Origin of the sequence: Flavobacterium sp., assembly GCF_004211145.1 — a bacterium.
In the GTDB taxonomy this organism is placed as follows: Bacteria; Bacteroidota; Bacteroidia; order Flavobacteriales; family Flavobacteriaceae; genus Flavobacterium.
The window spans coordinates 1-17,863 of the sequence record NZ_SEBS01000038.1; the positions used below are offsets into that span (position 1 = coordinate 1).

Below are 17,863 nucleotides of genomic sequence, written 5' to 3' on the forward strand. Positions count from 1 at the left end.
AGAAGCGTCGGGCAAGTGCCGATTTTCTACAATCACAAAAATACTGGCCGTCCGCTTGCGAACAAAGAAGGCAAGTTCGAGAAGTTCCGTTCGAATTACATCGATGAGCGCAACGAACCATTGTTCCCGTTCGGATACGGGTTGAGCTATACGACTTTCGCGTATTCGAACTTGAAAATCTCATCGGCAAAAGCCGGCATGAACGAAAAATTCACGGTTTCGGTCGACGTGACCAACAATGGGAATTTCGATGGAGCCGAAGTCGTGCAATTGTACATCCGCGATCTGGTTGGATCGGTGACGCGTCCCGTGCGTGAACTCAAGGGTTTCCAAAAAGTCATGATCAAGAAAGGCGAGAAGAAAACCGTGACGTTCAATTTGTCGGTTGAGGATTTGAAATTTTATAATAGCGATTTGAACTTCGTGGCGGAACCGGGAGCTTTCGAGATTTTCGTCGGGACAAATTCGAATGCCGATCTTAAAGTTGATTTTGAGTTGACAAAGTGATTTAATTGACAATGGATAATTGACAATTGACAATTATTCGGAACAATCAAGGGAGTTAAGATAGTTAAGACGATACCGGAATCTTGCTGCTTAACTCCCTTAATTATCTTAATTGTTTAAAACAGAACAGCATGCGTAAACTTATGTTTTCAATGAAACGGGTCGGATTGACATTTTTGGTTGTGTTGACAAGCCTAAACGGTTTCGCGCAAAAGAAAAACAAGATCAAACCCAAAGCCGAGTTCGTCGCCGAGCTCATGTCAAAAATGACCGTCGACGAAAAGATCTACCAACTCGTCCAATTTTCCTCGGATGGCACGATCACAGGCCCGAAGCAAGGCGAAAACTACATCACACGCATCGAACAGGGAAAAGTCGGGTCGGTGTTGAATGCTTATGGAGCCGACAACACGCGCAAGATCCAGGAAATCAACATGAAGAATTCGCGCCTCAAGATTCCGTTGTTGTTCGGGTTCGACGTGATTCATGGCTACAAGACGATTTTCCCGATCAACCTGGGAATGGCGTCGAGTTTTGATCCGAAAGCCGTTGAGTTGGCGGCGAGCATTGCGGCACAAGAAGCATCGTCGGCGGGCGTTCACTGGACATTCGCGCCGATGGTCGACATTGCGCGCGACGCTCGTTGGGGCAGGATTTCCGAGGGTTCTGGCGAGGATACGTTTCTCGGAATCAAGATGGCCGAAGCCAACGTACGCGGTTTTCAGGGAAAGGATTTTTCGAAAGCAAACACGGTCCTGGCGTGCGCGAAACATTACGCGGCCTACGGAGCCGCCGAATCGGGCCGCGATTACAACACGGTCGACATGAGTGAGCGCGTGCTTCGCGAAACCTATTTGCCGCCGTTCAAAGCCGCGGCCGACGCCGGAGTGAAGACATTCATGGCATCGTTCAACGAAATCTCGGGCGTGCCGTCGACGGGAAATAAATTCCTGTTGCGCGACGTCTTGAAAGGCGAGTGGAAGTTCGACGGAATGGTTGTGTCCGACTACACGGGCGTAAACGAAATGATCGCACACGGCTTCGCGAAAGACGACCAGCATGCGGCCCAACTCGCACTCAACGCGGGAATGGACATCGACATGGTCGGTGCGACGTTCATGACGACGCTCAAGAAATCCTATGACGAGGGAAAGGTCACGATCGAAACCATAAACGACGCCTGCAAACGCGTGCTCGACGTGAAATACGATTTGGGTCTGTTCGAGGATCCGTATCGTTATTCAGATGCGAAACGCGAGAAAGCCACGATCAACAAACCCGAATTTTTGGATGCGAGTCTCGAAATTGCGAAGAAATCACTGGTTTTGCTCAAGAACAAAAACAACATTCTTCCACTCAGAAAAGAACAGAAAATAGCATTCGTCGGGCCATTGGTTTCTGATGAATTCCACATCATCGGTTCGTGGGCGGCGCTTGGCGATCGTCAGGGTTATGCGGTCAGCGTCAAGGAAGGCGTGCAAAAACTGCTCGGTTCGAACGCGAACGTCACATTTACCCAAGGCGTCGGGATCCAGGACGACAAACGCGATGGTTTCCAGGCCGCGTTCAACAACGCCAGGAATGCCGACGTTATCGTTGCCGTAATGGGTGAACTCGAAAACATGAGTGGCGAGGCGGCCTCAAGAACCGACATCGATTTGCCGGGATTGCAGAAAGAGTTCCTCGAAGGCCTGAAAACCCTCGGAAAACCAATCGTTTTGGTTTTGATGAACGGGCGTCCGCTCACGCTTTCATGGGAAGATGAAAATATGGATGCGATCCTTGAAACCTGGTGGACGGGAACGCGAGGCGGCGATGCGATCGCGCAAACACTTTTCGGACAAAACAATCCGAACGGGAAATTGCCGGTTTCATTCCCGAGAAACATCGGGCAACTGCCGCTGTACTACAATTCGAAAAACACGGGCCGTCCGTATTTGGGCCCGACCGATCCCGAACAGCGCTTCAAGTCGCGTTACCTCGACGTTGACAATTCACCTTTGTATCCGTTCGGTTTCGGGTTGAGTTACACGACATTCGAGTATTCGAACCTTAAATTGTCGGCGGATAAGATCGGATTTTCGGACAAATTGAAGATCACGGTCGATGTCGCAAACACAGGAAATTACGATGGAGCCGAAGTCGTGCAATTGTACATCAAGGACGAAGTCGGATCAGTGACGCGGCCGGTTCGCGAACTAAAAGGTTTCGAAAAGATAAATCTCAAAAAAGGCGAGAAGCGCACGGTGACGTTCGAGATTTCGTCGGATGATTTACGATTTTACGGACTCGACATGAAATTCTCTGCCGAAGCGGGCGATTTTACGGTTTTCGCAGGCGGAAGTTCAGCCGCGACGATGAGCGCGAAGTTCGAACTCGTCAAATAAAAAATCAAATACCTCAATCTAAAACAACACGAATGTTTTTTTCAAAAATCACAAGACTCTTTTTTATCGCGTCGGTCATGCTGATGGCTTTCGACGCGTCGGCCCAGCAAAAAACCTATTGTAACCCGATCAACATCGACTACGGATATTGCCCGATACCGAATTTCGTGACCCAAGGCAAACACCGCGCGACCGCCGATCCGATCATCACGTTTTTCAAGGGAGAATATTATTTGTTTTCGACAAACCAATGGGGTTATTGGCATTCGAAGGATATGCTCGACTGGAAGTTTATCCCGCGTAAATTCTTGCGTCCCGAGCACAAGGTCTACGATGAGTTGTGCGCGCCTTCGGTTTCTTTCGTGCGCGATACGATGCTCGTTGTCGGGTCGACGCATACTAAGGAATTCCCGATTTGGATGAGCACGAATCCGACCGTCGACAGCTGGAAGGAACTGGTTCACAAATCGGAAGCCGGCGCCTGGGATCCGCATATTTTTTGGGACAAGGACACCGACAAGGTCTACGAATACTACGGATCGAGCAATGTCTACCCGATGTACGGCTTCGAACTCGACCGCAAAACGTTCCAGCCAAAGACGGAGCCGATCCCGATGTTCAACCTGAACGACGACGAGCACGGCTGGGAACGCTTTGGGGAAACCAACGACAACGTGTTCCTGCAGCCGTTCATGGAAGGCGCGTACATGAGCAAACACAAAGGCAGATATTACCTGCAATACGGCGCTCCGGGAACCGAATTCAGCGGCTATGGCGACGGTGTTTATACAAGCGACAAACCGCTCGGGCCTTGGGAATACCAATCGTTCAACCCGTTTTCATACAAACCCGGAGGTTTCGCTCGCGGAGCCGGGCACGGCGGAACGTACGACGACGCTTTCGAGGCGGTTTGGCATGTTTCGACGATCGCGATCTGCATGAAGAACAACTTCGAGCGACGCGTCGGGATTTGGCCGGCGGGCTTCGACAAGGACGGGATCTTATACTCGAATACGGCGTACGGCGACTATCCGACGTTTTTGCCTGCCCAGAAAAAAAGCCATTTGAACCTCGACAGTTTCGCGGGTTGGATGTTGCTTAACTATAACAAGCCAGTGACGGTTTCCTCGACACTTGGTGGTTTCGTGCCGAATTTGTCGGTCGATGAAGACATCAAGACGTATTGGAGTGCGAAAACCGGAAACAAGGGCGAATGGATCATTTCAGACTTGGGCGAGAAAAGCACGATCAATGCGATCCAGATCAATTACGGCGATCAGGACGCCGACATCATGGGTAAACCCGATTCTACGGTCGGGCACAAATATGTGATATCTATTTCAGACGACAACAAAAATTGGAAAGTCCTGGTCGACAAATCCAAAAGCACGAAAGATGTTCCTCACGAATACATCGAACTTGAAAAGGCCGCAAACGCGCGCTACATAAAGCTCGAGAATTATGGAATGCCGACAGGAAAGTTCGCGATCTCAGGATTGCGCGTGTTCGGGAAAGGAAGCAGCGCAAAACCGACCGCCGTCCAGAATTTCGTGCCGTTGCGAGCCGAACCCAAGAAGAAAGGCGAGAGAAGAAGCGTCTGGCTCAAATGGGCGCAGGAAAGCACCGCCGACGGTTACGTGATCTACTGGGGAAAATCGCCTGATAAATTGTACGGATCGATCATGGTGTACGGCAAAACCGAATATTTCTTCAACGGGCTCGATCGTTCGGAAGCGTATTATTTTACGATCGAAGCGTTCAATGGAAATGGGATCGGGCCGCGATCAGAAGCGAAAGAGGCGAAGTAAGATTTGGACGTGTCAGCGAAACGGGTTCCTAGCCCGGATACAAGCGGTTAGCCTTTTGCAGAAAAAGACATGTTTTGCGCGGTTTGGCGAGCGACCGGAGGAAGCTCGCCAAACCGCTGGCAAAACAGGATTTTTCAAGAAAGCTAAAAGCGGGTAGCCGGAAAAAGCTCCAAATCGTCGCAAACGATGTAATTACCATAAAATACGTACAATGAAATCGATTTCGTTGATAACTTGCATGGCCGTATGTTGTAGGAATCGATTCAAAAAATGATATTTATAAAAATTTTGTCTGTAAACTGCGAACCTTTTAAAAATCAGGCAATAAAATTTTAGATACACTAACAAACCTTTAACCTAATCCAAACTATGGATACAAACAAAACAAACAATTCGGCGTTATATACGCTGATTACAGTTTTCTTTTTCTGGGGATTCATCGGCGCCTCAAATGGCGTTTTTATCCCGTTCTGTAAAGCAAAATTCGGGCTCGACCAGTTCCAGAGCCAGTTGATCGACTTTGCATTTTACGGCGCATATTACATAGGCGCTTTGCTGCTTTTCATTTTTAGCAGCGTCGCCAAAAAGGATATTTTGAATTCGTGGGGATTTAAAAAAGGTATCATCAACGGATTGTTGTTGAGTACGTTCGGAGCGGCGTTTATGATTTACGCGGTGACGCAGGGAAGTTACGCGATGATTCTCGCGGCGTTGTTCGTCGTGGCTTTGGGATTTTCGCTCCAGCAAACGTCGGCCCAGCCTTTCGCGGCCTCTCTTGGTGAACCGCATTCAGCTTCGAGCCGATTGAACCTTGCGGGCGGTGTTAATTCATTCGGAACGACAATTGGCCCGATCGTGGTTTCGATCGCGCTTTTCGGGGTCATTTCAGGTGTAAACATCGATGAGTTCGCCCAAAGAGCCGACTCGCTCGACAAAATGGAAATCCTTTACGCCTGCGTTGGCGGGTTGTTCCTTTTGGCCGCCGGATTATTTACGATATCCAAGAGATTACCGTCGGGTAAAAGCGATTCGACTTTTGAACCGGCGTCGAAAGCAATGACGACGTTGATTGGAATAACGGTCGTGCTGGTCGCGATTTTCGGATATATCTTTTCACGATACGAGGATGCGGATTTCATCAAGCGATTCGTCGTGGGTATTCTCCAAGCCGACGGAACGTATTTGCGCGAGACGGACTACGTCGGGCTTTGGCTTACGGTGGCGACTTTGTTGGTTGTGGTTTTGGGATTGTTGTTCGCCAATTCGGCAGCACAGAGAAAACCCGAAGGTTGGGGCGCGATGAAATATCCGCAGTTGGTTCTGGGCATGTTGGCGTTGTTCACGTATGTAGGCGTCGAGGTGACGATCCAGAGTAACCTCGGAGAATTACTCAAAACCGACGTGTTCGGCAAAATCGAAGGTTCTGCGCTTGCACCTTACATTTCGATGTATTGGGGAAGTATGATGATCGGTCGTTGGGCGGGCGCGATTTCAGTGTTCAATCCATCGAATCAACTTCGCAAGATTTTATTGATCGTCGTTCCTTACGTCGCGTTCGGCGTCGTGCTTTTCGTCAATCATATCTCAGGTCAGGACGTCGGGCCATTGTACGCTTACGCCGGAGTCGTTGCGATCCAGATCGCGGGATTCTTCTTAGGTCAGGACAAACCTGCGCGTACGTTGATGATCTTCGGATTGTTCGGAATGGCGGCGATGATCATCGGTTTGGTTTCTACGGGAACGACCGCTATCTACGCGTTCATGAGCGGCGGATTGTTCTGCAGCATCATGTGGCCTGCGATTTTCGCGTTGGCGATTACCGGTTTGGGTAAATATACGTCACAGGGTTCTGCATTCTTAGTTATGATGATTTTGGGTGGTGGGATCATTCCGCCGCTTCAGGGTAAGATTTCGGATGTTATCGGAATCCACGAATCGTACTTCATTCCCGTGATCTGTTTCGCTTATATCGCGTTCTACGGATTTGCGTTGAAAGGAATCCATAGGAAACAAGGAATCGATATCGACAATATCGCAATGGAAGGCGGACACTAATCTGAAACTCCCATAAAAAAGCAAAGGGGTTGCACGTTGGTGCGACCCCTTTTTTTGGCCTTAAACCCTACTAAAAGTTTACTGAATGGCGTCCCTAAAATAAGGAAGCTTATACGATGCGCCTGAACTTCAAAAATAAATTCGACAAACTACACGTTCGGGCAGTATTTTGTAGGAAAATATTTAGAATAAAAACAAACAAAAAACGCTGCAAATCGCAGCGTTTCCGTTATTTATTTTCCTTGTAACGCCTGTCAGGCGTGCCATCTTTCTTTACGTGGACGGCCTTCGTGGTCTGCTTGTAGCGTTTGTCGGGCGTTCCGTCTTTCTTGAGGACGACACCGTCTTTTACGACTTTCGTGTCTTTCTTAACCGTCGTGGCCGATTTCTTGGCTGTAGCCGAAGCCTCGGTCGTGGTTTTCTTTACCGTCTTGGCCTTCGTCGTGGTCTGTGCCTGGGCCGAGAATGTCAACGCCAGCAGGAACATCAGGGTGAAAAATACTTTCTTCATAATGTGGTTATTAAGTTTAATCCGAAGTTACGAAAAGATACTCTCGTGCCCTGATTTATTAACGTTATCTTTTTGGAAAATGGGCGCGCGTTAGCTACATTTAGGAACATATTAAAAACCCCAAAGATGAATACCGTAATGCCAAATTTACAAAGCCTCGCCATGTTGTCGGCGGTGATTGCTTTTGCCTCGTGCGAACAGCACAAACAAGTCAAGATCGAGGAATCGGGAACTGAAGTCGTGAAAGTACGCACGCCCCAGGAAGACACGATAAACAAGGTCGCCGAACCCGAAGCACAAACCGCGACTGTAAAGGGAAAAGTACTTGAAGTGCGCCCCGGAAAAGATGGCTACACGGCGAAGATCGAAACGTCGGCCAAGGAAATCTACTTCGTGACCGTAAGCCATTCGAACCTAAAAGATCATTCGCAATACAAATCGGTCGCTGTAGGCGATGAAATCAGCGTCACGGGCGATTCGTGGAAACTCGAAGACGAAAACCAGATCACCGTACGCGAACTACGCTAAGATCAAATCCTGAAAATTCCGCCAACTACGAACGTGCGCTCCAAAAAGTTGAAGTGCTGTTGCGCTTTGTCTGACGAACTCGCCGTCGTACGGATGTCCTGCATGTCGATATAACCCGCTTTGACTTCCGATTGGATAAAGAAATACTTCAAAAAAGTTAGGTTCAGCCCGGCCTTCACGTCGGCTCCCCAACCTGAAACGTGGAAATCATCATGACGTTCCATTCCCATAAGCGTCGTGTTCGTTTTTGGGTACAAAACACCGGCTCCGCCACCAACGAGCGTGTTGAGTTGGATCCAGTTGCCGTTGAGCCCGATATATTTCCCGATATCGTCGACGCGCGTCAGTTCGGCGCTGATGAAATTTAATCCGTCGGTGTGTTCGAATTTCAGGAAATCTTCGCTCATGACCGTCGGATCATTTTGATAGGTTCCGTCGAAAGGCGCGTGTCCGTCGATAGTTCCCGTCATGTTCACGGTCTGGTTTTGCGTCATTACGTATTTCATGTGATCGACGCCGACCGACGCATTCCATTTGTCGTGGAAGAAATAACCCAATCTGAAGTTCGTTTGCGGGATCGTCATGCGCGTCGGATTGATGTAATCGATGTGCACGCCTTTTGGTTTGTCGTGCGCTTCGACATCCTGAAGCGTGAAATTGTAATCCTTGCCTTTGAACGTTATGTCCGATGTGGAATAGCTGTCTCGGTTACCGCCCCAGAAAACGAAGAATTTACCTTTGTTATGGTCGGTGTATTTCTCGGTTGCGATGTGATCCTGGGCAAAGTCACTTTCACCGAATGCCAGCAATGCCAGCAGCACAATTGAGATGTGTTTCACGATATGTATTGAAAAGTTTGTTTGGTTCGGAGCGCATTTTGCGACCCGAGGGTAATTTAGAACGTGTTGATCGTCTGTCTGATCGCGACCAGCTTCCTCATAAGGTCTTCGAAATAATTCAGATGCAACATGTTCGCGCCGTCGCTCTTGGCGTTGGCCGGGTCAAAATGCGTTTCTATGAAAATACCGTCGGCTCCTACAGCGATGCCTGCCTTGGCGATGGTTTCGATCATGTCGGGACGTCCGCCTGTAACTCCCGCGGTCTGGTTGGGCTGTTGAAGCGAGTGCGTCACGTCGAGAACGGTAGTCGCGAATTGCTTCATCGTCGGGATGCCGCGGTAATCCACGATCATGTCCTGGTATCCGAACATCGTTCCGCGATCGGTCACCATTACGTTTTCGTTGTTGCAATCGAGCACTTTTTGCACGGCGTGCTTCATGCTTTCCGGACTCATGAATTGTCCCTTTTTCAGGTTCACGACTTTTCCGGTGTTCGCAGCCGCGACGACAAGGTCGGTTTGGCGTACCAAAAATGCGGGTATTTGCAGCACATCGACATACTCGGCGGCCATTGCGGCGTCTTCGTTCGTATGGATGTCAGTGACTGTCGGGACATTAAAAGTCTCGGAAACCTTGCGTAATATCTTTAGCGCTTTTTCATCGCCGATTCCTGAGAAACTGTCGATGCGCGAGCGGTTTGCTTTCTTGAAAGAACCTTTAAACACGTACGGAATCGCAAGTTTGTCAGTAATCTCAACGAGATTCTCGGCAATCCTGAGCGCCATTTCCTCGCCTTCGATGGCGCAAGGGCCGGCGAGTACGAAGAAGTTTCCGCTGTCTAAATGTTTGATATTGGGTACATTCTGTAAGTTCATTGGGCTTTTTTAAAAAGTTGCACAAAGATACGCCAAAATCGAACCCGTAGAATTTATCGGGAAAGGTTTTTAACAATAATGTTAACTTTTGATTTTACTTTTTGAGACCGAGCCCGACGGGAACCAAAATCGCGCCTTTTTCATAAATGTTGATGTACAACAACGTGCGTTTTTTTTGTCCGACCCAGGTCACTTCATAGATGTCGACGAATCCCGCGCCCATGTCACTGCGTTTGGACGGGAACGGGCAACAAGTGTCGACTTTTTTGAAGAAGATTTTTTCGCCGTTCGGGCCTGAAAGCGCCCTGAGATAGCGCTCGGCATTGACCGTTTCGTTTTTTGAGTTGTGATAGAAGACATTCACGGGATAATCGGGATCATATCCGTATTTTGGATCTTTGCTGAATTCCGTGATTATAAATGCATTGTCCTTCATTTTGGGCACCGGCGCGTTGTCATCTATGTTTTTTATCGTCGATTTGGTGCTCACGCAAGAGGCGAGAAGCAAGGACAACAGCGGAATCAGGATCAGTTTTCTCATCTTATTTGGTTTTGTTGCGATACAACAGCGACAGCATTGCCGATGCGACGACGCCTGACGACAGCACAAGTTGCATGCCGTTGTAAATACTGGAACTCATGTTGGCGTATTCTTCAGCTTCGACGCGCGTACGTTTTCCTTTCGCGGTCATTTCGGTAATCGTATTTTCAAACAGTTCGGGCGCGATGACGCGATGTATCACGTTTTTCTGCACGGGAACCAGGACCGTGACGATCGCCGTGAGCATCAATCCTGCAAAGAAACCCTGGCGCCAGTTCATGTTTCCGTTAAAATAGTCTTTTTTCTTCTCGCGATAAAACATAACGTAGATAAACATCCCGAAAGGGGCGAAGGCGAGTGGCGACAGTAAAAAATATGTAAAATCAGGTTTTTGGTACAAACCCATTTCTTTCTCCACGATGGCCGATGCGATAAGCAACAGCGTCAAAAGGATTCCCCATTTTATCTCGATGGAAAACTTCTTCATTATTTCAATTTTCGCCAAAGTTAGGATTTATTTTTAACCGACCCATAGCCGCACAATGTTTACCTTTACGCCAAATTTGATTTATGGAAGTAATTTATGGAACCTGGCCTTGGTACGTGAGCGGATTTCTCATCGGGCTTGTGATGTTGAGCCTGATCTGGCTTGGAAAAACGTTTGGGATGTCGTCTAATCTTCGTTCGATATGTTCAATAGTCGGCGCCGGAAAATACGTCCCGTTCTTCGCGTTCGACTGGAAATCACAGCGTTGGAACCTCGCCGTGATTGCGGGAGCGATGCTTGGCGGATTCGTCGCCGTACATTGCTTGTCGTCGCCCGATAACGTGACGCTGAATCCCAAAACGGTTGAACAACTCGATCATTTGGGTATCGACGCGCCACAGGGAAAATTACTTCCCGACACGATTTTCAGCGCCGAAGCCATGCAATCGCCAAAGATGGTTTTCATCCTTTTGATCGGTGGTGTGCTGATCGGGTTCGGAAGCCGATACGCCGGCGGTTGCACCTCAGGTCACGCGATCACGGGTTTAAGCAATCTGCAGATTCCGTCATTGAAAGCCGTCATCGGATTTTTCGTCGGCGGATTGATCATGGCGCATTTCATCCTGCCGATGATCTTCAATAAATAATAGAAATAAGAATAGAAGATAAAATGATAAAAGCATTCAAATATCTACTCGTCGGATTCGTATTCGGAATCGTTCTCACGAAATCCGAAGCCGTTTCGTGGTACCGCATCTACGAAATGTTCCAATTCCAGTCGTTCCACATGTACGGCATTATCTCGGTGGCCATCCTGACGGGATTGGTCGGCATCCAGATCATGAAAAGACGCAGCCTCAAAAACATAAAAGGCGAAACGATCATCGTCCCCGATAAAGAGCCCGGATCCGCGCGTTACTGGATCGGCGGACTGATCTTTGGGCTTGGCTGGGCTCTTGCAGGCGCTTGTCCCGGACCGGTTTTCATACTGATCGGCGCAGGTTTTTGGCCGTTGATTTTCGTACTCGTCGGCGCTTTAATGGGCACATTTATTTATGGGGTTTTGAAGGATAAGTTGCCGCATTAACGACTCGCCCTGCGGGCTTGGGACACGCTACGCTTTTGAAAAGCTTCGCTTTGGATTTGATTCGGTTCAGGAGAATTTTTAGATTTTCAAAGACGGTTTAGAAATGAACTCGAATAAAAAATCCCGCTTCGGTTAGAGACGGGATTTTTTGTTTAATAAAAATTTCAAATTCAATGTGAAGATTTCAGCAGGTCGTTTTTCGGGATGTTCGAAACGAGATTTTCTTCTACCGATTCGAATCCAAAGCCCGTAGGGCGCGTCCAAAGCGCAGCGTATCTACTGATAAACTCTCACATAATCCACCACATATTCCTGCGGAAAAATCGAATCGTCCACGTCGGGTCCGCCGAAATTCCCACCCACCGCGACGTTCAGGATAAAGAACTCGGGAGTGTCGAACGGCCAATTGTCGGGCGTCGCTTTCTCAGGACGTTTTACCGTGTTCACGAGTTTTCCGTCAACGTAGAAATCGATCTTATCTTTGCTCCAATCGCAACCGAACGTGTGGAAACCTTCTTCGATGTCTTCGATTTTTACTTTTTGCGACAATGCGTTTCCGCCGTTATTATCGGGCGTGTGGAGCGTATTGTAAACCATGTCGGGTTCGCGCCCGATGTATTCCAAAATGTCGATCTCACCCGATTTCGGCCATCCGACCTTATCGATATTCGCGCCAAGCATCCAAAATGCCGGCCAAATCCCATGACCGACGGGGAGTTTCGCGCGCGCTTCCATATAACCGTATTTGAATTCCTTCTTGCCTTTTGTCGTGATGCGCGTTGACGAATACTTCTTGCCGTCGCGTTTTACGGTGATCGTCAACATTCCGTTTTCGACCTTGTGGCTGTCCTTGCCATAGTTCTGGCGCTCGTTGTTTCCCCAACCGTGATCGCCGAATTCGAAATTCCAGTTTTTCTCGTCGAGCGATTTTCCGTCGAAATTTTCTTCCCAAACCAATTTTTTGTCGGCTTTCTGCGCGACACAAATTGACGTCAGCAGCAATAATGTGATAAGTTTTTTCATGATTATTGGTAAACGCGTAAATAATCTATTTCCATGGTCGATTCGACGAAGTTCGGGTCGATATTACCACCGAAATTTCCGCCCATCGCCATATTTAAAATCAAGAAAAAGTCGTGGTTGAAAGGTAGGTCGGTACTATTGAAAACCGTATGAAAAAGATTTCCGTCGACGTAAAACTTCAGCGATTGCGCCGACCATTCGCAAGAATAGATATGGAATTCGGTCGATGCTGTGGGAACCGTCATATGGTTCGTATTCGCGTTTCCACCCGAATGTCCGGGATAGTGCAAAGTTGCGTGGATCGTATTTTGCTGGTTCCCGACGTGCTCCATCATATCGATTTCACCACAACTGGGCCACGTGGCCGAGGCGTAATTTTCGCCGAGTGCCCAAATCGCAGGCCATGTCCCGGCTCCCGTTGCAAGTTTTGCGCGCGCTTCGATTTTGCCGTACGTGAATTCGAATTTGTTTTCGCTTTTCATGCGCGCTGACGTGTAGGCCGCACCGCTGAAATCTTGCTTCTTCGCCGTTATTTTTAACAAACCGCCTTCGACTTTGGCGTTGTCGAGGCTTGTCGTGTAATATTGCGCCTCGTTGTTTCCCCAGCCACCGGCGCCGGTTTCGAGCGTCCAGTTGGTGGCGTTTGGCGCGCCATCAATATCAAACTCTTCCGACCAAACTAATTGTGGCGCATAAAAAACAGTCACGGCGGTGCTCGATGTGATGGACGTATTTCCCGTCCCGAATGCCTTTACGCTGACGACGTAGGTGTTCGTGCCGATAGTCGTGAACTGTTTATCGATTGTTCCGTTCGCTCCGTTCACAGTCTGTATCGCACCGCCCTGAAATGTGAGTTGGATGCTTTGCGCATTGTCGGCGCTTACGGTGAATGCGACCATTCCGGAACCGTCGCCATTTGGATTTTGGTCATCCTGACCTACGATTTCTGACGAGATGACGAGATTCGTCGGTGCAACGGCCGCAGGTCCGTCGTCGTCGTTGCCGGATCCGCTGCCGCTGCTCGAGCACGAAACCGAAATAAATGCAAGGCTGAAAAAAATGGCCGCAGTTTTAAAGAAATTCTTCATTTTTAAGGTTGATTTTTAGTTGTTCCTCCAAAAATAACAAAACACATCGTACAATAACCCTTAAAATTTGCGTTAATAACTCGTTGCTAACTTTATTTTTTAATAAATCGGCACCAACGGTTTTTCACATATTTTTGAGAACGACAAAAAATCTAACAGTATGAACAAAATGCGATTTACATTGGCTTCGATGGCACTCACCGCCGGGCTTCTCTTTTCTTCGTGCGGCAACGATGACGGGCCGCGTGCTTCAATCACGGGAAAATGGGATTATTTGAAAACCATTACGCAAGTGGACAATCAAAACCCTTCATCGGTTAATTATCCCGGACACGAACCCGGATGTGATAAGGATTATCAGGAATTCCTGGAAGGCGGAAGTTTTCGCGACGTAGCGCTTTTCCAAGACCAGGACGACAATTGCAATGAGTTTGCCGATTCGGGCGAATATGCGCTCAACGGCGATTTGCTGACGATCCAGGTAGATGGTGAAGTAGCTGAAACGTTTACCGTAACCAAGCTCACGGGCGCCGAACTCCGATACGAATCGACCGCCCAAACGGGAGGCGTTTCCATAACGGTGACGCAAGTCTTCAGGAAGAAGTAATAAAAAAGTCCTTATCGAAACGGTAAGGACTTTTTGTTTTCAGACGATTTCGGCGCTCAGGCCGGCTTCGAGGAGTTGTGTGCATTGTGGCTTGAGCTCGTCATAAGCTCCGGTCTTCACAGTGCATTTTCCTTTGTAGTGGATGATCAACGAACATTGTTCGGCTTGCTCTGCCGTGTGGCTGCAAACGCGGATCAACGTATCGATCACGTGATCGAACGTGTTCACATCGTCGTTGTACAGGACGATTTCGTTGTTGTTATGGACTTCGTCGGCAATCGCGACGTCTTCCTGGATTTTCTCTTTTGTACTCATATTTTTCAATGGACAATTGACAATGGATAATTGACAATTGTTGCGATTTTTAAAAATTAAGGGAAACGGAGCGTCTGAATTTCAACCCATAAGTTGCCCAATATCCGTACTCCATTGACAATTATCAATTATCAATTGTCAATTATCAATTTCTTCAAAACGGAAAAACTAATTTATATATTTCAAAGAAACCCAATTATTGCGTGCGAATTTTTTCACGTACGTCAATCCTTTTTCCACGCAGGATTCGTTGATGGCTTCGATGTCTTCTTCATAAAAACCGCTGAGCAACAGAATGCCATCCTTGTTCAGGCAATCGACGTATTGCTGCATGTCGGCGAGTAAAATATTTCGGTTGATGTTCGCGATGATCAAATCGTAACGCTTTCCTTCAAGCAAGGCGGCGTCGCCTTCGTAGACCGTGATGTGCTTGCAGTCGTTGCGTTCGGCGTTCTCGATCGAATTCAAATAACACCAGTTGTCGATGTCGATAGCGTCGATCGGTTCGGCGCCTTTCATTTCGGCAAGAATGGCTAAAATCGCGGTTCCGCAACCCATGTCGAGGGTTTTCAACCCGGTTACGTCGGTTTCGAGCAAATGCTGGATCATCATGTGCGTGGTCTCGTGATGCCCGGTTCCGAAGCTCATCTTGGGTTCGATCACGATGTCGAATTCGGCGTCGGTTTTCTCGTGGAATGTCGCGCGCACATGGCAACGTCCGTCAACGTCGATGGGTTCGAAATGCTTTTCCCATTCCTCGTTCCAATTGACTTGGTCGATTTCCTCGATCGAGTGCTCTATTTTGAATTCGTCCGACTTCAAAATGAAAATATCGTCGAGAATATTCTCGTCCCACAATTCTTTTTTGATGTAGGCGATCACGCCATTGTCGGTCTCAATGAAGGATTCGAACGGTTTTTCGCCCAATTCGGCTACTAGGATTTCGCAACCCGGTTCTTTTGGGTCGACATTGAAATGGTAACCGAGATATATGTTTGACATTTGAATTTTTTTGCAAAGATACATAAGACAGCAGACAAAAAGACCAAAGACAAATGACAAAAGATGAAGGACGAACGAAAGAAAAATGGAATATCAGGGCCGATAAAATCGACGCGCGTATCCGATGCGACGTAATGTTAGCTTAACAAAAAATTAATACTAAATTTGCCCAACCTAACTACACAATCATGAAGAAAATTACGCTGCTTTTGTTCTTGCTTTTCGCGATGGAATCGATGGCGCAAATTGTCGTCGGACGCACGAACAACGACAATGACTTGAAACTTTCGACGTTGCCGTACTACAATTTCGGTAAGGGATTGGGCCTGACGTCGCCCGACAGTATTTTCCAGCTCAACATCAGGTTCCGTATCCAAAACCGCGTCACATATTACGATATCGAGGACGAGAAACCGCAGTATGACGGCCAGATCAGGCGTTTGCGTCTGCGATTCGACGGTTACGTGGGCAATCCGAAATTTTTGTACGCGATCCAATTGTCGTTCGCTCCCGGAGACGTGGGCGAAGTGCGAGACGGAGAAAACCTTAACATCATTCGCGACGCCGTGATTTATTACCGACCGAATGCGAGCTGGAACATCAGTTTCGGACAGACGAAATTACCCGGAAACAGACAGCGCGTGAATTCGTCGGGCGGTTTGCAATTGACCGACCGTTCGATCAACAACGCGCGTTTTACGATCGACCGCGACTTCGGGATCCAAGTGCACCAGCTCAACGAATTCAAGGAAAAATTTTCATACAATTTCAAAGGCGCAGTTTCGACGGGCGAGGGCCGAAACATCACCGGAAATGCCGATGACGGCGTTGCACTTACCGGAAAAGCCGAAATTTTCCCACTCGGCGCTTTCACAAAAGACGGTACGTATTTCGAAGGCGATTTGATGCGTGAGAAAATACCGAAAATCATGTTCTCGGGCGCATTCCAGCAGAATAACCAGGCGCGCAGGACAGGCGGACAATTGGGCGAGGAACTTTTCGACCAACGCACGATAAAAACCACGATGCTCGACGCCATGTTCAAATACAACGGCTGGGCGGCGATGGCGGCATACATGAAGCGCGAAACGAGCAAAGATCCGATTACCGTGAATCCTGTAGACCCGACGGATTTACGTTACGTTTACACGGGGCATGGTTTCGATTACCAGTTGAGTTATTTGTTTCGGTCGAATTATGAAGTCATCGGACGTTTTTCAACGCTGAATCCGAACAATGAAATCCAAACGCTCACGCCCAAACAAAAGGAATATTCGATCGGGCTCACGAAATACATTTGGGAACACACGTTCAAACTTCAGGGAGAATTGACGTTCGATACGTTGGATTACATCGATGGAACGTCGAAGAATAATTGGTATTTGCGCTTTCAGATTGAGATGGGGATTTGATTTTTAGTTGATAATTGATAATTGACAATTGACAATTGATAATTAACAATTAATAATTAATAATTACCATTGAGGTTGGCGGGAAATTTTAGGGACAAATTCATTCGTGAGACGGAAGAGATGCATTCGAATAAACGCATCGACGCATCAACATTGACATATTCCGCCAACGCAAGAGATCGATTCAAATAAACAAATAAACAAGTCAACAAATCGACGCATCAACATCGACGTATTCGCCAACGCAAGAGATGCATTCAAATAAACGCATCAACAAATCAACGCATCAACATCTACTTATTCGCCAACGCAAGAGATCGATTCAAATAAACAAATCAACAAATCAACAAATCAACAAACCAACATCTACTCAAGTTCCAACTTAAACACAAAAATCTTCATATACCGCTCATCATTCGCTTCATACGAATACGTAATCGTTCTTTTTACGGGATCGAGCACGATTTTGCTCTTGAGTACCTTTGATCGCAACGACCAGGTACTTTCTCCGTTTTCCTGTTTGTAAGCCGTGATGTTTCCGTGGTACATGCGGGTTTTCGCATCGTCGGTCATGCTGATCACGACATAACCGCTGTTCTTGTTGATTTGTTCGCGTATGTCAATGATGGAATGCTCTTCCTCAGTATCCTTGAGTTCATACGCTTGTTTTTGCTCATTCCACATGTAGAACTGGCGAAAATTGGAATTGTAACGTGATTGTGTGTCGGTTTGCGAATAGGCAAGGCAGCACGAAAAAGCCAAAAAACAGGCGAGTAAGTATTTCATTTTCA

19 protein-coding genes are annotated in these 17,863 nt (G+C 47.7%); 9 read left to right on the plus strand and 10 right to left on the minus strand.

All coding sequences use genetic code 11. The features are described from left to right. From EOO50_RS14590 to EOO50_RS14605, 4 genes are all read left to right on the plus strand, one after another. Nucleotides 1–507, plus strand: a 507-nt coding sequence (locus tag EOO50_RS14590; protein WP_290841018.1) for a fibronectin type III-like domain-contianing protein, incomplete at its 5' end; no start/stop codon positions are given. Nucleotides 508–638: 131 nt separating this feature from the next. Then, complete coding sequence (locus tag EOO50_RS14595; protein ID WP_290841019.1) at nt 639–2,894, plus strand: glycoside hydrolase family 3 N-terminal domain-containing protein; 2,256 nt, start codon at nt 639–641, stop codon at nt 2,892–2,894. 32 nt (nt 2,895–2,926) lie between these two features. Further along, nucleotides 2,927–4,702, plus strand: coding sequence for a family 43 glycosylhydrolase (locus tag EOO50_RS14600; protein ID WP_290841020.1), 1,776 nt, complete (start codon nt 2,927–2,929; stop codon nt 4,700–4,702). Nucleotides 4,703–5,071: 369 nt separating this feature from the next. Continuing rightward, nucleotides 5,072–6,757: an MFS transporter gene (locus tag EOO50_RS14605; protein ID WP_290841021.1), complete on the plus strand. Its 1,686-nt coding sequence runs from the start codon at nt 5,072–5,074 to the stop codon at nt 6,755–6,757. Nucleotides 6,758–6,986: 229 nt separating this feature from the next. Here the strand turns inward: EOO50_RS14605 and EOO50_RS14610 are convergent, their stop codons facing one another. Continuing rightward, the gene (locus tag EOO50_RS14610) at nt 6,987–7,268 is read right to left on the minus strand and encodes a hypothetical protein (protein ID WP_290841022.1); all 282 of its coding nucleotides are present in this window, start codon (nt 7,266–7,268) and stop codon (nt 6,987–6,989) included. 138 nt (nt 7,269–7,406) lie between these two features. Between EOO50_RS14610 and EOO50_RS14615 the strand changes: the two genes are divergently transcribed. Next, a complete protein-coding gene (locus tag EOO50_RS14615; RefSeq protein ID WP_290841023.1) occupies nt 7,407–7,796 on the plus strand; it encodes a hypothetical protein in 390 nt (129 codons plus the stop codon). Between the two features lie 2 nt (nt 7,797–7,798). Here the strand turns inward: EOO50_RS14615 and EOO50_RS14620 are convergent, their stop codons facing one another. The 4 genes from EOO50_RS14620 to EOO50_RS14635 all read right to left on the minus strand — a co-directional run bounded on the left by EOO50_RS14620 (nt 7,799) and on the right by EOO50_RS14635 (nt 10,538). After that, a complete protein-coding gene (locus EOO50_RS14620; protein WP_290841024.1) occupies nt 7,799–8,635 on the minus strand; it encodes a hypothetical protein in 837 nt (278 codons plus the stop codon). A 56-nt stretch (nt 8,636–8,691) separates the two neighbouring features. Further along, complete coding sequence (gene kdsA, locus EOO50_RS14625) at nt 8,692–9,510, minus strand: 3-deoxy-8-phosphooctulonate synthase (protein ID WP_290841025.1); 819 nt, start codon at nt 9,508–9,510, stop codon at nt 8,692–8,694. 94 nt (nt 9,511–9,604) lie between these two features. Beyond that, complete coding sequence (locus EOO50_RS14630) at nt 9,605–10,051, minus strand: 2-dehydro-3-deoxyphosphooctonate aldolase (protein WP_290841026.1); 447 nt, start codon at nt 10,049–10,051, stop codon at nt 9,605–9,607. A gap of 1 nt (nt 10,052) precedes the next feature. Further along, the gene (locus EOO50_RS14635) at nt 10,053–10,538 is read right to left on the minus strand and encodes a DUF4199 domain-containing protein (protein ID WP_290841027.1); all 486 of its coding nucleotides are present in this window, start codon (nt 10,536–10,538) and stop codon (nt 10,053–10,055) included. A gap of 83 nt (nt 10,539–10,621) precedes the next feature. Here EOO50_RS14635 and EOO50_RS14640 point away from each other — a divergent pair, with 83 nt between their 5' ends. Beyond that, entirely contained in the window at nt 10,622–11,185 is a 564-nt protein-coding gene (locus tag EOO50_RS14640; RefSeq protein WP_290841028.1) for a YeeE/YedE thiosulfate transporter family protein, read from the plus strand. A 26-nt stretch (nt 11,186–11,211) separates the two neighbouring features. Then, nucleotides 11,212–11,625, plus strand: coding sequence for a DUF6691 family protein (locus tag EOO50_RS14645; RefSeq protein ID WP_290841052.1), 414 nt, complete (start codon nt 11,212–11,214; stop codon nt 11,623–11,625). 276 nt (nt 11,626–11,901) lie between these two features. Here EOO50_RS14645 and EOO50_RS14650 read toward each other — a convergent pair whose 3' ends face one another. After that, the gene (locus EOO50_RS14650; protein WP_290841029.1) at nt 11,902–12,648 is read right to left on the minus strand and encodes a glycoside hydrolase family 16 protein; all 747 of its coding nucleotides are present in this window, start codon (nt 12,646–12,648) and stop codon (nt 11,902–11,904) included. 2 nt (nt 12,649–12,650) lie between these two features. After that, a complete protein-coding gene (locus EOO50_RS14655) occupies nt 12,651–13,736 on the minus strand; it encodes a glycoside hydrolase family 16 protein (RefSeq protein ID WP_290841030.1) in 1,086 nt (361 codons plus the stop codon). A gap of 160 nt (nt 13,737–13,896) precedes the next feature. Here EOO50_RS14655 and EOO50_RS14660 point away from each other — a divergent pair, with 160 nt between their 5' ends. Next, nucleotides 13,897–14,343, plus strand: coding sequence for a lipocalin family protein (locus EOO50_RS14660; protein ID WP_290841031.1), 447 nt, complete (start codon nt 13,897–13,899; stop codon nt 14,341–14,343). 39 nt (nt 14,344–14,382) lie between these two features. Here the strand turns inward: EOO50_RS14660 and EOO50_RS14665 are convergent, their stop codons facing one another. Together EOO50_RS14665 and prmA are read right to left on the minus strand one after the other, a co-directional pair. After that, on the minus strand, nt 14,383–14,658 hold the full coding sequence (locus EOO50_RS14665) for an ATP-dependent Clp protease adaptor ClpS (protein ID WP_290841032.1): 276 nt from the start codon (nt 14,656–14,658) through the stop codon (nt 14,383–14,385). A gap of 168 nt (nt 14,659–14,826) precedes the next feature. Next, nucleotides 14,827–15,660: a 50S ribosomal protein L11 methyltransferase gene (gene prmA / locus EOO50_RS14670; RefSeq protein WP_290841033.1), complete on the minus strand. Its 834-nt coding sequence runs from the start codon at nt 15,658–15,660 to the stop codon at nt 14,827–14,829. 188 nt (nt 15,661–15,848) lie between these two features. Here prmA and EOO50_RS14675 point away from each other — a divergent pair, with 188 nt between their 5' ends. Continuing rightward, nucleotides 15,849–17,072 (plus strand): porin, encoded by a 1,224-nt coding sequence (locus EOO50_RS14675; RefSeq protein WP_290841034.1) that lies wholly within the window; start codon nt 15,849–15,851, stop codon nt 17,070–17,072. Between the two features lie 366 nt (nt 17,073–17,438). Here EOO50_RS14675 and EOO50_RS14680 read toward each other — a convergent pair whose 3' ends face one another. After that, nucleotides 17,439–17,858, minus strand: coding sequence for a hypothetical protein (locus EOO50_RS14680; RefSeq protein ID WP_290841035.1), 420 nt, complete (start codon nt 17,856–17,858; stop codon nt 17,439–17,441). Between the last annotated feature and the right edge of the window lie 5 nt (nt 17,859–17,863).

Bases quoted from the DNA above. Each gene is read 5' to 3' on its own strand.
- EOO50_RS14615 (WP_290841023.1), top strand. From the start codon at position 7,407: ATGCCAAATTTACAAAGCCTCGCCATGTTGTCGGCGGTGATTGCTTTT.
- EOO50_RS14605 (WP_290841021.1), top strand. From the start codon at position 5,072: ATGGATACAAACAAAACAAACAATTCGGCGTTATATACGCTGATTACA.
- EOO50_RS14665 (WP_290841032.1), bottom strand. From the start codon at position 14,658: ATGAGTACAAAAGAGAAAATCCAGGAAGACGTCGCGATTGCCGACGAA.
- EOO50_RS14680 (WP_290841035.1), bottom strand. From the start codon at position 17,858: ATGAAATACTTACTCGCCTGTTTTTTGGCTTTTTCGTGCTGCCTTGCC.
- kdsA (WP_290841025.1), bottom strand. From the start codon at position 9,510: ATGAACTTACAGAATGTACCCAATATCAAACATTTAGACAGCGGAAAC.
- EOO50_RS14660 (WP_290841031.1), top strand. From the start codon at position 13,897: ATGAACAAAATGCGATTTACATTGGCTTCGATGGCACTCACCGCCGGG.
- EOO50_RS14640 (WP_290841028.1), top strand. From the start codon at position 10,622: ATGGAAGTAATTTATGGAACCTGGCCTTGGTACGTGAGCGGATTTCTC.
- EOO50_RS14610 (WP_290841022.1), bottom strand. From the start codon at position 7,268: ATGAAGAAAGTATTTTTCACCCTGATGTTCCTGCTGGCGTTGACATTC.
- EOO50_RS14600 (WP_290841020.1), top strand. From the start codon at position 2,927: ATGTTTTTTTCAAAAATCACAAGACTCTTTTTTATCGCGTCGGTCATG.
- EOO50_RS14675 (WP_290841034.1), top strand. From the start codon at position 15,849: ATGAAGAAAATTACGCTGCTTTTGTTCTTGCTTTTCGCGATGGAATCG.
- prmA (WP_290841033.1), bottom strand. From the start codon at position 15,660: ATGTCAAACATATATCTCGGTTACCATTTCAATGTCGACCCAAAAGAA.
- EOO50_RS14595 (WP_290841019.1), top strand. From the start codon at position 639: ATGCGTAAACTTATGTTTTCAATGAAACGGGTCGGATTGACATTTTTG.
- EOO50_RS14650 (WP_290841029.1), bottom strand. From the start codon at position 12,648: ATGAAAAAACTTATCACATTATTGCTGCTGACGTCAATTTGTGTCGCG.
- EOO50_RS14630 (WP_290841026.1), bottom strand. From the start codon at position 10,051: ATGAGAAAACTGATCCTGATTCCGCTGTTGTCCTTGCTTCTCGCCTCT.
- EOO50_RS14655 (WP_290841030.1), bottom strand. From the start codon at position 13,736: ATGAAGAATTTCTTTAAAACTGCGGCCATTTTTTTCAGCCTTGCATTT.
- EOO50_RS14635 (WP_290841027.1), bottom strand. From the start codon at position 10,538: ATGAAGAAGTTTTCCATCGAGATAAAATGGGGAATCCTTTTGACGCTG.